Raw genomic sequence first — 13,865 nt, 5'->3', positions numbered from 1 at the left:
ACTTTTCTATCGGATCGAGCTGTGGCCACGCTGGCACTCAAGCCTGATCGAGATAGAGACAGAAAGGGTGGCCGTCGGGGTCGAACATGACGCGTACGTCGTCCTGGGGTTGGAAGTCCGCGAGCTGCGCACCCAAGTCGGCGGCGTCGTTGACTGCCGCGGCCAGGTCGGTGACTCCGATGTCCAGGTGGACCATCTGCTGCTGGGCTTCGGCTTCGCTCGGCCAGACCGGCCGGCGGTAGTGGCGGTCGAACTCGAAGGCGAGGTTGCTGTGGGTTGCGTTGCCTGACGGATCCCGGATGAGGACGGTGGCGTACGTCGGTTCGGAGCTGCTGACCTCCCAGCCGAACAGGTCGGCATAGAACTTGGCGAGTGCGGGCGGGTCGGTGCAGGCGAGGTTGACACCGATCCATCCTGTCGCGCCCCTGATCCCGGCCATCTCATTCACCGTCCCTGGGGTCCTCGCCGACGAGACCGTCGATGGACTCGCGGATGAGGTCGGCGTGACCGGTGTGGCGGGCGTACTCATCGATCATGTCGGCGACGTAGCGGCGGGCGTTGGCTTCGACCTGCCACTCGGGGTTGGTCGCCGGCGTGTCCATCCCGTTCCTGCCGAGGGCCTCGGCCATCGACCGGCGGGACCTGGCGACCGCACCCTCCCACAGCTCCATCAACCCATCGAGGGTGTCCTCGGCCTCGGTCTTCCAGTCCCAGCCCTCCTCATCCGGCGCGTAGGGCGCCCAGACGTCCGGGTATCCGTTGCCGGCGAGGATCGCGGTGAAGTAGTGGTCCTCGCAGAACGCGAGGTGCTTGAGGAGCCAGCCGAGGGTGATCCTGGACGGCTCCAGCCGCTGACGCAGCTGCTCATCGCTCAGCCCTCCGCACTTCCAGGCGAACGTACGCCGGATCCGGTCGAGCGTGCTGAGCAGCGTCCCGGCCTCGTCCATGACCGGGGTCATCTCGATCGTCATGCCGCTCACGCTAGGCCGGGTTCCGGACGTAAACCTTCCGATTAGCGGAGCTGCGTAGCCATGCGTGTGGCATGCGAGCGCGCCGAGCTGGGTACCAGACCAGGCATGACTGACGCCACCGCCTATCGGTCCATGACAGCGTCGGATCTACGGCCTGGCCATCGACCACCGGAGCACCGTACGTGATGGAGCACGCGAGCGTATGGCTGGCCACGGCCGAAAGGCCGCGGCTAGCCACTCTGATGACGGGTCCGCAGCCTGATCTCGCGGTCGATGTGGCCGTGGTGGGTGGAGGCATCGTGGGGTTGACGACCGCACTCCTCGCCCAGCGCCGCGGCCTTCGGGTCGCCGTGTTTGAGGCGGGGACCGTGGGCGGAGGCACCACGGGGTACAGCACCGGAAAGGTGACTGCCCAGCACGGGCTGATCTACGCCGATCTGGTCCAGCGACACGGAGAGGCCAAAGCGCGGCAGTACGCCCAGGCTATGCGGGCCGGGGTGGAGCAGGTCGCCGACCTCGTGTCGGAGCTGAAGATCAGTTGTGACCTGACTCGAGCGCCGGCGCTGGCCTATACGCAGCTGCCGGTGCAGCGGTCCCGGATCGAGGACGAAGGCCGGGCCGCTGCTCGGCTCGGCCTCCCCGCACGAGTGACCGATAGCACCGACCTGCCCTTCGACATCGAGGCCGCGGTCGCGTTCGACGACCAGATCCACTTCCACCCCAGCCGATACCTGGCAGGCCTCGCCGACGCGTTCATTGCGGCCGGAGGGGAGATATTCGAGGGTACGCGGGTCACCGCCATCGACGAGCAGCGCGACCGAACCGTCGAGCTCACCACACCCACAGGGACCGTGGTGGCCAACCAGGTGGTCGTCGCCTCGCTGCTCCCGCCCGGTCTGCTCGGCGGATACTTCGCGCGAACCAGACCGTCCCGCTCCTACGGCTTGGCGGTCCGACTGCGTGGCCCAGCCCCGACCAGCATGGCGATCCGCATCGACTCCCCCGGCCGCTCGACCCGGCCGTGGCTGGACCCGGGCCCGAACGGGCTGATCGTGGTCGGCAACAGCCACGAGACCGGCGCCGAGCTCGAGACCGAGGCGATGTACGCCGACCTCGAGAGCTGGGCCCGCACCACCTTCGACGTCGAGGCGATCGACTACCGCTGGTCGTCGCAGGACTATCTCACCCCGGACCGGTTGCCATACATCGGCTACCCGCCGACGAGCGATGTGGTGCTGGTGGCCACCGGCCTCCAGAAGTGGGGCCTGAACATCGGGACCGTGGCCGCGATGGTGCTGGCCGACCTTCTCGTCGGCAAGGACAACCCCTGGCTACCGGTGTTCGACGCTTCCCGGATCGGCGACGTACGGTCCGTCGGCAAGCTCATCAAGGACAACCTGAAGGTCGGCCAGGAGCTCATCGCCGGCCGTCGCCACGACCCCGACGCCCGCCCCGCCTCCGAGCTGCGTCCGGGAGAAGGCGGCCTGGTCGACATCGACGGCCACACCGTCGGCGGCTACCGCGATCCGGCCGGCGCCTTGCACACCGTGAGCGCCAGGTGCAGCCATCTCGGCTGCCCCCTGCACTGGAACCAGGCCGAGACCAGCTGGGACTGCACCTGCCACGGCTCCCGCTTCTCCGCCGACGGCTCCGTCCTGGACGGGCCCGCAGTCGGACCGCTCGCGCGACCCGACGTCGACGAACCCGATCTGGGTTGACCTCAACTCAACTTGAGCATCGACGCTGGGGTCATGAAGTTCACCGACACACAGCTCCGTTACCTCCGCACCCAGCCGCTGGGACGGCTCGCGACCCTCGCCCCCGACGGCGGCCTGCAGAACAACCCCGTCGGGTTCAAGATCGACGACGAGCACCGGATCGTCATCGGCGGCCACCAGATGGGCAGGTCACGGAAGTTCCGGAACGCCCAGAAGCACGACCAGGTGGCCTTCGTGGTCGACGATCTCGAGTCCACCAACCCCTGGAAGCCGCGGATGATCGAGATCCGCGGCACGGCCGAGACGCTCACGGACGTGGACCCGCCGATGCCGGGGACCTCACGGGAGGTCCTCCGGATCACGGCGGAATCGATCAGGGACTACGGCCTCGGCGACTGAGTCAGCGCTTGCGGAACAGCCGGGCCGGCACCAGCGAGAGCGGGTTGATCGCTGCCCGGATGCGCTGCCACCTCGTGCGTGAGTCGGAGATCGACGAGCGCATCGTCCCGACCTGCTCCCAGAAGGCGGCGACCTCGTCGTCCTGCGGCCCGGCCTCGCCGAACATGGTGTTGTCGGTGAGCAGCGCCAGCCCCGTCGCACCGTCCATGCCCGCGGACCCGGACAGCGCGGAGGCCTGCTCGCGACGGGTGGCGCCCACAGGCACCCCGACCCCGAAGTCACGGGCGTGGTCGAGGGTCTCGCGCCAGCCACCGGAGAGACGGGCGACCGGGGTGCCGCGCGTGCGCCGGCGATGTCGCCGCCAGATCTTGGCGCCGATGATCGCCCCGCACACGGCGGCGATGAGCAGCAGCGGGATGCCGACGTACGTGAAGACGGCGATCAGCCAGCCGGGCAGTGTGAACCCTTCGGGCCGCGAGTTGGCCTTCTGGTTGACCGACTCGTCCAGCGGGTCGCCGGAGGTCGCGGGCGGGCGTACCGGTGCTGGCGGCGGGACGACCTTGCCGGTGACGAGCTCCTCGGGCTGGGGGGCGTTCTGCTCGGGCGGCTTCTCGGTGTTCATGAACTCGGACCAGTCCAGGGTGGCCCAGGACCCGTCCGACATCCGCAGCTCGACCCAGGCGTGCATGTCCTTGCCCTCGACGACACCGTCGGAGCCGACGACAGCACCCAGGACCACCCGCGCCGGAACGCCGACCTGGTTGGCCAGGACCGCCATCAGCGCGGCGTACTGCTCGTCGTTGCCGGCGAGCTGGCCGCCCTTGGCGGTGAAGTCGGCGAGGCGACGCAGGGAGTGACCGGCCGGGTACTGCTGGTTGGGCGGCTCCCCGTCGGTGTAGGTGCCCTCCTCCTTGAGCTTCTCCGCCACCGCCAGCGCGTTGGTGATCGGTGAGTCACCGCCGCCGGCGTACTCGGCGGCGAGCGCCTGGAACTGGGCGGCCTCGTCGCCGATCGGCGACCCGCCCGACCAGTTCTCGCTCTTCTCCCCGACCTTCTCGTCGGCGACCGAGGCGGTGAAGGAGTAGGAGTCGCCCGGCTTCAGCGCCGACGGCAGGACACCGGTGGACGTCGCCAGGTTGTAGCGGAACGAGTCGGAGTCGGGGCCGTCGAACGAGATGTGCGTGAGCGCGGTCGGAAGCGGCACCCAGACGCCGCCGAAGTCCTCCCCGATCGTGATCGTCCCGCGCACCTGCTTGCCGTCGGCGAGCGGGTTGCGCAGCGTCGAGCTGATCTTCTGGAAGGTGTCGTCGGGACCTTCGGTCTCGCCGGAGTCGTTGGCCGCACGCCAGACGGTGCCGTCGTACGAATCCATCGCGGCCACCCGGACCCGGGTGCCCTCGGGCAGGCCCGAGACGGTGAACAGGTCCTTCTCGTAGAGCCGGCGGTCATCCTCCGGCGTCTGGTAGCCCTTGGTGTAGACGCGGTAGCCGGCCAGGGGCGACGGGTACTGCCCGACGTTGAAGGGCGGCTCGATCTCGCCGCGCAGCACGGTGCGCTCGGGCGCGAGACCCGGGAGCAGCGGCCCACCGAGGAACGCCAGCCCGGCCGCACCCAGGCACAGGCCCGCTCCGATGGCGGTCCGCGAGAGACGGCGGCCACCGGCGGCGAGGGAACGGGCCCGCATGCCACGGATGCACAGCCAGGTGATCGCGATCGCTCCGAAGAGCGCGCCGAGCAGCGCGGTCTTGGACGGGTCCTGCACACCGAGCAGGATCACCCCGGCCATCAGCGCGAACGCGACGAGCACCGGCGGCAGCGCCGCCTTCGTCCGCACCGCCAGCGCGAAGCCGATACAGCCGGCAACCAGGCCGAGGATGTAGGGGATCGTCAGCAGCGCCCCGCCGTCGACCGGCGGCAGCGTGGTCAGCAGTCGCTTCCAGCCGTGCACGGAGTTGTCGGCGAGGGTGCCGATCGTGTCGGGGACCGGGAGGAACGAGAGGTCGCCGATCCCGTGCAGCGCGACCGCGCCGCCGAGCACGAAGAAGGCGGCCAGGAGCCCGACGGCCAGCACGACCACCGGCTGTCCGCGGCCGACGAAGGCGATGAGGATCCCGAGCAGCAGCCCGGCGACGCCGGCGACCAGGTAGGTCCAGCCGGCGTAGGTGTCGTCGAAGCCGAGGAAGGCGATGGCGCCGAGGAGGAACAGGAGGAGGGCGTCGACGGCATGGTGCTTCGTCATCTTCATCCGGACAGGCCCTTCGACAGCACGATCGGCAGCTGGTCCAGATCGGGCAGGGTGAGCATCGGCAGGTCGGCGACGGCCTTGAAGCCGGCACGCTGCGAGGTGTCGACCCGGACGGCGACGGTGGTCGCATCGACCGAGAACTGGCCGGCCGCGCGCTGCAGCGCGACGAACTCCGGGTAGCGCCCGGTCACCAGCATCACCAGGGACGCATCCGGCGCCTGCCGGGCGGCCTCGGCGGTGATCTCTATCAGGTTGGTCTGCTGCGGTTTCGCCCGGGAGCAGGCGTCCAGGGCCGTACGCCCTCCCCCGCTCGCCGCGGTGGCGCGGACCATCAGCACGTCGCCGGTCGCGAACGAGACGTCGAACTCGTCCAGGATCCCGCGACGCAGCAGGGAGCCCGCGATCGACATCGCGGTCTCGTACTCCTCCTCGGAGTCGTAGGACATCGGCGAGGAGTCGACGATGACGACGATGTGGGAGCGGCGGGTGTCGAGGAACTGGCGGACCAGCAGCTGCCCATGACGTGCCGAGGAGCGCCAGTGGATGTGGCGCAGGTCGTCGCCGGGGACGTACTCGCGCAGCGCGTGGAAGGCGAGGTCGCTCATCGAGGTGTTCTGAGCCGTGGACCCCTCGAGGTCACGGACCAGGCCGACGCCGAAGGGCTCCAGGTGGGTGGTGCGCGGGTGGACGAACACCTCGGTGCGGTCGGTCCACTCCTGCACCCGCCGGAAGAGGCCGAGCGGGTCGCCGCGTACGGTCCGGACGGGCCCGACGTCGATCACGCCGCGGCGCTGGGTCGGCACCACGAACAGCTCGGTGTGCTCGGCGCCGGGAAGCAGCATCGGCAGGTCGTACGTCACCCCACCCGCTCCGATGGGGAACTCCAGGCTCGTCGAGACGAGCGGACCGCGCGCCTCGTTGCGGGCCCGCAGCTCGCCGGTCAGGGCCTGACCGACCGCGACGCGCGGCGGCTCGACCACGGTCGCCACCGCGAGCCGGGTGCGCCCGATCATGAAGAAGGCCGCGCCGATCACGAGGAACAGCGCCGCCATCGCCACCACGGACGCCTCGATCCAGCCGAGCGCGGTCGCGGCGACCCAGGCCAGCGCGCCGAGGAGCAGCACGCCCCAGCCGATCGAGGTCACCGTGCCGAACCACTTCACCACCGTCGGTCGAGCCACTCCCACAACCGCTGATCGAGCCGCGAGCGCAAGCGAGCGTGTCGAGATCAACACGGTCCTGATCGAGCGCCGAGGGGACCGTGTTGGTTTCGACACGGATTCGCTCGTACCTCGCGGATCCGGCTCAACCAGCGGCGAACTCACGCCACGCGCTCCTGCGGCGCCGGGACCGAGGTGAGCAGGTCGCCGATGACGTCCTCGACCGTGACGCCGTTGAACATCGCCTCCGGGTCGAGGATCAGGCGGTGGCAGAGCACCGGCTCGGCGAGCGACTTGATGTCGTCGGGCAGCACCTGGGAGCGGCCCTCGGCGAGCGCCCAGACCTTGGCGGTACGCACCAGGGCGAGGCAGCCACGCATGGATGCGCCGAGGCGTACGTGCTTGTGGCGACGCGACTCGTCGACCAGCGCGGAGACGTAGGCGACGATCGCCTGGTCGATGTAGACCTGGTCGGCCATCTCGGCCATCTGGGTGACCGTCGGGGCGGTGATGATCGGGGTGACCAGCGTGGCCCGGTCGCGGACCGAGGAGTTCATCAGCAGCTCGACGGTGGCGTTCTGGTCGGGGTAGCCGACCGACGTCTTCATCAGGAAGCGGTCCAACTGCGCCTCGGGCAGCCGGTAGGTCCCGGCCTGCTCGATCGGGTTCTGGGTCGCGATCACCATGAACGGGCGGCCGACGTCGCGGGTCGCACCGTCGACGGTGACCCGGCCCTCCTCCATGACCTCCAGGAGCGCCGACTGGGTCTTCGGGGAGGCACGGTTGATCTCGTCGGCGAGCACGATCGAGTGGAAGATCGGGCCCGGGTGGAACTCGAAGGCGCCCTTGCCCTGGTCGTAGACGGTCACACCGGTGACGTCGGACGGGAGCAGGTCCGGCGTGAACTGGATGCGGGCGTGCGACCCCTGGACCGTGTTGGCCAGCGCGCGGGCGAGCTGGGTCTTGCCCGTGCCGGGGTAGTCCTCGAGGAGCAGGTGGCCCTCGGAGAGCAGCGCGGTCAGCACCAGGCGGATCACGTTGCGCTTGCCCAGCACCGCCTTCTCGACGTTGTCGGCAAGCTTCTCGAAGGTCTCGTGGAACCAACGAGCCTGCTCGGTCGTGACGGTCATTTCTTCTCTCCTACCACGTAACGTTCTTCGAAAGATTGGGTCGACCGGAGGTCGTGCAGGTCACTCGGAACGGGGTGTTGGCGCCGACCCAGCCGCGACCGCTGCCCGTGCCCTTGCCGTTGCTCCCGATGTTCACATTCCAACGCGAGGTGGTGGAGTTGGTGCTGCACTCCCAGGTCTTACCCGGGAATGCGAGGTCGGTGATGGTCGAGCCGACGTACCAACAGGTGCCGCCACACGCCACGTCCGGCTCGGGGCAGGATGCGCCCGAGCACTCGCCGGCCTTGTTCACCTCGAGGATCGGGTCCGGAGGAGGCGCGGTCCTGATCGAATCCTCAGCCGACTTACTTGCCCGGCCAGAGTCGCTGACGGTGACAGTGAACGTGTAGCTCGTGTCCCATTCGAGGTTGCTGACAGTGTTGCGGGCGGAACCGGCGCCAGCAGTCACGGTGCCGTTCCCCACCGTCCCCAGGCCGTTGGAACCGGTCACTCGGTAGGTGCCGGTCTTGCCGTTACCGTTGAAATTGATCGTCCACGTGATCTTGTTGCCGTCACGGGTCAGCGAAATGCTCGGCTGGCCCAACGGACCATAGGTGGTCACGGACTTCGTCGACCATGCCCCGCAGGCCGTCCCGGCACCGGTGCCCCCTCCAGAGCCGTTGCACGAGCGGAGTTGGACATTGGTGGCCGCCCCGTTGGTGAAGCCCGAGATCGTCTTGGTCTGCTGACCGGCGCCCTCCGGCGAATACGTCCACGACCCGCACGACGAGCCGTTCCGTACGCACTCGACGATGTTGGTCTTTCCGTGGGACGCGCGCGGCGTGAAGACGATCTCGGCCTGGCCGTTGGTCCCGGTGGCCGTCGCCGACGCGAAGGAGACCGCGTCGGGCGTCGCCGCCGCCTCGACCTTGCCGCCCGCGGAGTAGCTGGAGATGTGCGCCTCCGGCGAACCGCCGGACCCGGTCTCGCGGGGCGAGGTCGCCTCCGCGTTGCGGGCTCTGACCGCGTACGTGTAGATCGTGCCGTCGTTGGCGACGTCGTCGCGGCAGCTGGTCTCGGCAACCCAGGAGCAGACGATCTTCTCGCCGGTGCCGCCGGTGCGGCGCACCTCATAGGTGACCGGCGCCGGGCCGTTGGCCGCGACCGGGCTCCACGAGACGGTCACCGCCTTGCCGGAGTTGTTCGCCGTGTTGGCCCACTCGAAGGTCGGCGTCGCCGGGGTGTCGGGCTTGCCGGCCCCCATCCCCTCGACCGTCGCGGAGGGGCCCTTGTTGGTCTTGACGCCCTTGTCGTTGAGCGGCACGACGGTGAACTGCACCGGGTCGCCGTTGGAGCTGACCGCCGCCGGATAGCTCGTCTGACCTGCGGAGATGTCCTTGATGCCGCCGCCTGGCCAGCTGATCCGGTATTTCTGCACGTCCGAGCAGTCGCACGCGGCCGGCTTGCTCCAGCTCAGCTCGACCTTGTGGTCGCGCTGGCGGGTGACGCGGAGGTTCTGCACCGGACCGGTGTAGGCGTCAGGCTCGCCCTCGGCTGAGTTGCTCCACTCGCGGCTCGGGCCCACGGAGTTCACCGCACGCACCCGGAAGTCATAGACGACGCCGTTCTTCAGCCCGGTGATCCGGCACGAGGTCGACGGACAGTCCTGGACGTGGTCGCCGTTGGCCTCCACCTCGTAGCGCTGGATCGGGTCGTCGCCGTTGTCCTTCGGCGCGTTCCACGACAGTGCGACCACGTTGGAGAGGAAGTCGGAGGTCGTACGCAGCGCCGTCGGCGCGCCGGGGACGTCGATGACGTCCACCTCGATGACGCCGGTGGCCTTGACCCGCTTGGAGTCCTTGCCGGAGTCGCTGACCTCGATCGCGTAGCGATAGTGGCCGTGACCCTCCTCGGGCGTGTTGAAGGTGATCTTCGAGCCGCTGGCCTTGCCCATGTCGGGCGAGTCGCCGTCGACCGGGTCGAGCTTGGTGATCACCACCTCCTGAGACTCCGACGGCACCGGTGTCTGCAGATAGTCGGCGATGTCGATAGCGACCGTCTTCCCAGCCTCGGTCTGCAGCGGCTTGATCGGAGAGAGGGACGGCGCGGGCAGCGCGATGACGGTGACCAGGAGCTGTCCGGTCGCGTCCGTGCCCTCGACGCCGATCTCCAGGGCACCCTGAGCACCGGCGTCGGCGCGGTCGGCGGTGAGCCGCAGGCCACCGTCCTCGGGTTTGACCTCGACCCCGTCGAGCCCGTCGCCGACCTCGGCGGTGAAGTCGAGGTCGTCGGCGTCACCCGGGTCGGCGGTCCACACGTGGCAGATGGCGGCGATGTCGACCAGCGCGCCGTTGCCGCTCTCCGGGACCTCGACCGGGGTGCTCGGACAGTTGATCTCCGGCTCCTCCTTGCCGATCTGGACCGGCAGCGAGATCACCGAGAGGTGTGCGTCGGCAGAGGTGATCTTCTCGCGGTCGGCGACCTCGAACGTCAGGGTCGCCGGACCCTTGGTCTCGCCGGCGGTGACCTTGACGGTTGTCGCGGTGGTGTCGCCGGTGTTGAGCATGCCCTCGGGAGCGGCCACGATCTTGTCGGTCGTGGTCAGCACCACCGGGTCGCCCTCGGGGTCCTCGACGTAGTCGGTGATGTCGACGTTCTTCGTCTCGCCAGGATTGAGCTGGAGCTCGGAACCCGGCTTCAGGTAGGGGGCGTCCTTCGGACGCGCGGGAACGTAGATCGAGCCGACCGCCTGGGCGCCGTCGGGGTCGGTGACCCGGTAGGTCCACACCCGGGTGTTGTCGCCGACCGGCAGGGTGACCTTGCCGTCGTCGATCTTCGGCTTGGACTCGTCCTCGCCGACCGAGGGACCCTTGACCGCGTCGACGGTGAGGTCCTCGAGCGAGTCGTCGATGTCGGTCACCTTGGTCATCACGTCCACGGTGGTGGTCGACGAGTCGCCCTCGGGATGGGCGACCACGATCCCCGCCATCGGCGGGTTGTCGTAGCCCTCCTGATAGCGGATCGCAAGCTCGCCGGTGTCCTCGTGGAGACCTGTGGTGGCGCGGTAGGGCACGTGCTGGAACGGCTCGCCGGAGCCGCCCTGGACGGTGACGATGCCGTCGGAGCGCTGCTTCACGTTGGAGCCCTCGGTCGCGTCGGTCGAGGCCAGGTGCAGCTCGGTCCCCGGCGTACGCAGGTCGTTGGCCAGTACGTCGTAGGTCAGCTTCTTGGTGGGGTCGAGCGTGACCAGGTCGTCGACGGCGACCGGACGCTGGGGAGCGCCGGGCGCGACGACGGCGATCCGCACCGTGCCGGTCGCGACGGCACCGAACGGGTCGCTGACCTCGTAGGTGAACTCGTCGGTGCCGGCGGCGTTGGGGAAGGCCTGGTAGGTGATCGTGTTGGCGCCGTGGGCCAGGACGCGGCCGTAGGCGGGCGCGCTGTTGATCCTGGTCACCGAGACCGAGTCGCCGTCGGGGTCGGTGCCGACCGTGGGCAGCCGCAGCGTGACCTCGTCGCCCTGGACCACCCGCGACTCCAGCGCCTTCGGCGCAGGCGCGGAGTTGTCGGCCTTCTTCTTCGGCAGCGGCTTGACGTGGATGCGGATGTTGCCTGAGGAATGCTCGGCGGAGGGGTCGCCGGTGTTCTGCACGACGTAGCGGACGTCTACGTCGACCGGACCCTTCACGTCGTCGGGGGCGACGTAGCGGACCCGGTTGCCGTCGATGTAGGCCTCCCCGACCGTCGGCTGACCCAGCACCTGCAGCTGGCCCTTGGTCTCGATGGTCTGGTCGACGACCAGACCGACCGGGTCGCCCGAGGGCGTCGAGTCGTTGTCGAGGACCGGGATCGAGACGGAGTCGGCGGCCCGGACCGTGGCCTCGTCGTCGACCGCCTCGGGGGCGTTCTCGGCTCCGCGCAGCGCCGGGCGCTGGCTCACCGTCACCGACCCCTCGGCCTCGGCCGCGCCGTTGCTGATCGTGTAGCGGATCGCCTGGGTGGACGGGTCCATGTCGGGCTTGGACGCCTGGATCCGCAGCCAGCGACCGTCGAGCACGGCAACCGTCAGGTCGCTGTCGCCGACCGGCTCGGCATGGGTCACGGCGAGCAGCCGGCCACGGGAGTCGTAGTCGTTGGCGAGGACGTCGAGGGTGCGGGTCGAGGTGCCGAGGACGGCAGTCGTGTCCGGAGTCGCGATCGGCTCGTCCGCCGCTTGGGAGGCGGGTTTGACGTCGACGCGGATCTTCGCCGCGGCGGGCTTCGCGGCCCCGAACCCGGCGTTGTAGCTGAGCTGGTAGGTGCCCGGCGAGCTCCCTCGGGCGCGCACGACGCCGGTCTCCCGGTCGGTGCTCACCTCGAGACCGCCCTTGGGAGGGACGTCGCCGGCGAGGGTGAGGCTCGCGTCGAGGTTGGACGGGTCGGCGCCGGGGATGTCGTTGTCGAGCGGGCGGATCGTCACCCAGGAGCCCTGGGTGCCCTCGGCGACGTCGTCCTTCGGCTCCGGGGAGGCGGTGGTGGCTCCGGCGACGATGTTGATCCGCACCTTGTCCTTCGACGGCTTGCCGCCGGTGCTGACCTGATAGCCGAGGTTCTCGCTGCCGGAGGCGTCCGTGGCGGCGGTGTAGCGCAGCAGCCCGTCGGGGGTCACGCTCGCCTTGCCCTTGGACGCGGTCGGGGACTGAGCGGTGACCGGGTCGCCGTAGCGCTCGTCGCGCCAGTCGCCGACCACCGGGATCTCCACGGTGCCGCCGGCCGCGACGGTGTAGTCGGTCGGCGTGTAGTGCTCACGCAGCGACGGCTTGCCGGTGCCTCCCGAGCCCTCGATGCTGAGCTCGACGCTGGCGTCGTCCTGGCCGGCCTTGCCCTTCATCCCGTCGTCGACGGTGTATTTGAAGCTGGTCTTCTTCCCCTGCGCCGACTCGGGGGCGGTCACCAGGACCGACTGCCGGTCGGGGGCGATAGTCGCCTCGACGCCCTTGACGGAGGCCTCGCCGACCGAGACCACGCTCAGGATCGAGTCCTTGGCCGAGGAGTCGTTGTCGAGGACGTGCAGGACCGTGGTGCGTCCGGCGCGGGCACCGAGCTGGTCGTCCTTGGCCTTCGGCGCCTGGGCGGCCTTCGTCTGCTGCTGCTGCTTGTCCTTCTTCTGGTTCTGCTTCTGGGTCTGCGGCTGGAACGCCTCCCAGTTGGAGATCTTCTTGATGTCGGCGCCGTCGATCTCCCAGACATCACCGTTGCGCAGGTCGTTGAGCACCAGCTGGCCACGGTTGATCCGGAACTCCAGCTCGGCGGCCGGGCCCAGGGTCGGGATCTCGCCCAGGATCGGCTCGCCCTCGCCGCACTGGGTCGCCACCGAGCCGGTCGAGCCGTTGGCCCAGGCACCGAAGACGCAGTCACCGAGCCGGACCGGGGCGGCCGGGTCGCCGGCGGACTCGGCGACGTGGCGGATCTCGCCGTTGCTCAGGGCGACGGCCTTGAGGCCCGTCGCGTCGCCGACGAGCACCTCCTTGGCCTTGACGGAGGGCTGCTGGAGGACCGCGCTCTCCGCGGTGTCACCGAAGTCCACGGCGATGTCGGAGCCCTTGGCGGCGCCGAGCAGCCAGCCGGCCTGGTCGAGGGTGATGACGTCGCCGCCGACGACGGTCGCCGAGGTCGGGGTCTCCGCGTACTCCGGAGCCTTCGGGAGCTTGGTCTCCTCGGGATCGGCGAACCGCTCACCGTCCGGGGCGAAGGTGGTCAGCGTCCGCTTGGCGGCGGAGACGGCGTACGCGGTCCCGTCGGTGCCGATGGCGAGCACCGCGTCGGCGCCGACCGTCTCGGTGGGCTTCGTGGAGCCGGAGAGGTCCGAGAGGTCGCCGACGCCGGCGGTCGGGTCGACGGAGGTGAGCCAGACCTTGCCGGTCTTCTGCTCGGCGACGCCGATGGTGTTGCCACCCATCACGACGCGGCTGTCCTTCACGGTCACCGCGTCGTCGTCGATCCCCTCGGCGAGCTTGGTGTTGACCGGTGTGATGGTGCGGGCGTCGCGGTCGACGGAGGCCACCGCGATGCCGTTCTGCACCACGTCGAGGCCGGCGCGCTCGGACCTGGACCCGGCCTCGTTGCCCGCCCAGACGACACCGTCGAGCTGGGCGACGGGGCGGTTCTGGCGGCCCAGGGTGCCCCAGGACTGGTTGGTCACCCAGATGCCGCCGTCGTCGAGATCGGCCTTGTGCACGGGGTAACCCGTCGACTGGATCGCGTAGACGGTCAAACCGCTCGCA

8 protein-coding genes are annotated in these 13,865 nt (G+C 69.6%); 2 read left to right on the top strand and 6 right to left on the bottom strand.

Going from position 1 to position 13,865, the window contains the following annotated elements:
• Positions 1-37: 37 nt before the first annotated feature.
• Complete coding sequence (locus tag ACFWQC_RS14580) at positions 38-439, bottom strand: VOC family protein (RefSeq protein ID WP_378678920.1); 402 nt, start codon at positions 437-439, stop codon at positions 38-40.
• 1 nt (position 440) lies between these two features.
• A complete protein-coding gene (locus ACFWQC_RS14575; RefSeq protein ID WP_378678917.1) occupies positions 441-971 on the bottom strand; it encodes a DinB family protein in 531 nt (176 codons plus the stop codon).
• 299 nt (positions 972-1,270) lie between these two features.
• Here ACFWQC_RS14575 and ACFWQC_RS14570 point away from each other — a divergent pair, with 299 nt between their 5' ends.
• Together ACFWQC_RS14570 and ACFWQC_RS14565 are read left to right on the top strand one after the other, a co-directional pair.
• Entirely contained in the window at positions 1,271-2,689 is a 1,419-nt protein-coding gene (locus ACFWQC_RS14570; protein ID WP_378678914.1) for an FAD-dependent oxidoreductase, read from the top strand.
• Positions 2,690-2,722: 33 nt separating this feature from the next.
• Positions 2,723-3,088 carry a PPOX class F420-dependent oxidoreductase gene (locus ACFWQC_RS14565; RefSeq protein ID WP_378678911.1) on the top strand — a complete coding sequence of 122 codons (366 nt, stop codon included), beginning with the start codon at positions 2,723-2,725 and terminating at the stop codon, positions 3,086-3,088.
• A gap of 1 nt (position 3,089) precedes the next feature.
• On the opposite strand, the gene ACFWQC_RS14560 is transcribed toward ACFWQC_RS14565, so the two are convergent.
• The 4 genes from ACFWQC_RS14560 to ACFWQC_RS14545 form a co-directional block, all read right to left on the bottom strand.
• Complete coding sequence (locus ACFWQC_RS14560) at positions 3,090-5,333, bottom strand: DUF3488 and transglutaminase-like domain-containing protein (RefSeq protein WP_378678908.1); 2,244 nt, start codon at positions 5,331-5,333, stop codon at positions 3,090-3,092.
• Positions 5,330-6,514 (bottom strand): DUF58 domain-containing protein, encoded by a 1,185-nt coding sequence (locus ACFWQC_RS14555; protein ID WP_378678905.1) that lies wholly within the window; start codon positions 6,512-6,514, stop codon positions 5,330-5,332. Before ACFWQC_RS14555 ends, ACFWQC_RS14560 begins: the two co-directional genes overlap by 4 nt.
• Positions 6,515-6,654: 140 nt before the next feature.
• Positions 6,655-7,623: an AAA family ATPase gene (locus ACFWQC_RS14550; RefSeq protein ID WP_378678902.1), complete on the bottom strand. Its 969-nt coding sequence runs from the start codon at positions 7,621-7,623 to the stop codon at positions 6,655-6,657.
• A gap of 10 nt (positions 7,624-7,633) precedes the next feature.
• Complete coding sequence (locus tag ACFWQC_RS14545) at positions 7,634-13,819, bottom strand: Ig-like domain-containing protein (RefSeq protein ID WP_378678899.1); 6,186 nt, start codon at positions 13,817-13,819, stop codon at positions 7,634-7,636.
• Positions 13,820-13,865: the final 46 nt, after the last annotated feature.

This window comes from Nocardioides sp. NPDC058538 (assembly GCF_042719275.1).
In the GTDB taxonomy this organism is placed as follows: Bacteria; Actinomycetota; Actinomycetes; order Propionibacteriales; family Nocardioidaceae; genus Nocardioides.
The sequence above is the reverse complement of the archived record's forward strand: the minus strand, read 5'-3'. Positions and strand labels throughout refer to the sequence as shown.

Coding starts and splice junctions, on each gene's coding strand:
- ACFWQC_RS14580 (WP_378678920.1), bottom strand. CDS start 439: ATGGCCGGGATCAGGGGCGCGACAGGATGGATCGGTGTCAACCTCGCC.
- ACFWQC_RS14575 (WP_378678917.1), bottom strand. CDS start 971: ATGACGATCGAGATGACCCCGGTCATGGACGAGGCCGGGACGCTGCTC.
- ACFWQC_RS14565 (WP_378678911.1), top strand. CDS start 2,723: ATGAAGTTCACCGACACACAGCTCCGTTACCTCCGCACCCAGCCGCTG.
- ACFWQC_RS14560 (WP_378678908.1), bottom strand. CDS start 5,333: ATGAAGATGACGAAGCACCATGCCGTCGACGCCCTCCTCCTGTTCCTC.
- ACFWQC_RS14550 (WP_378678902.1), bottom strand. CDS start 7,623: ATGACCGTCACGACCGAGCAGGCTCGTTGGTTCCACGAGACCTTCGAG.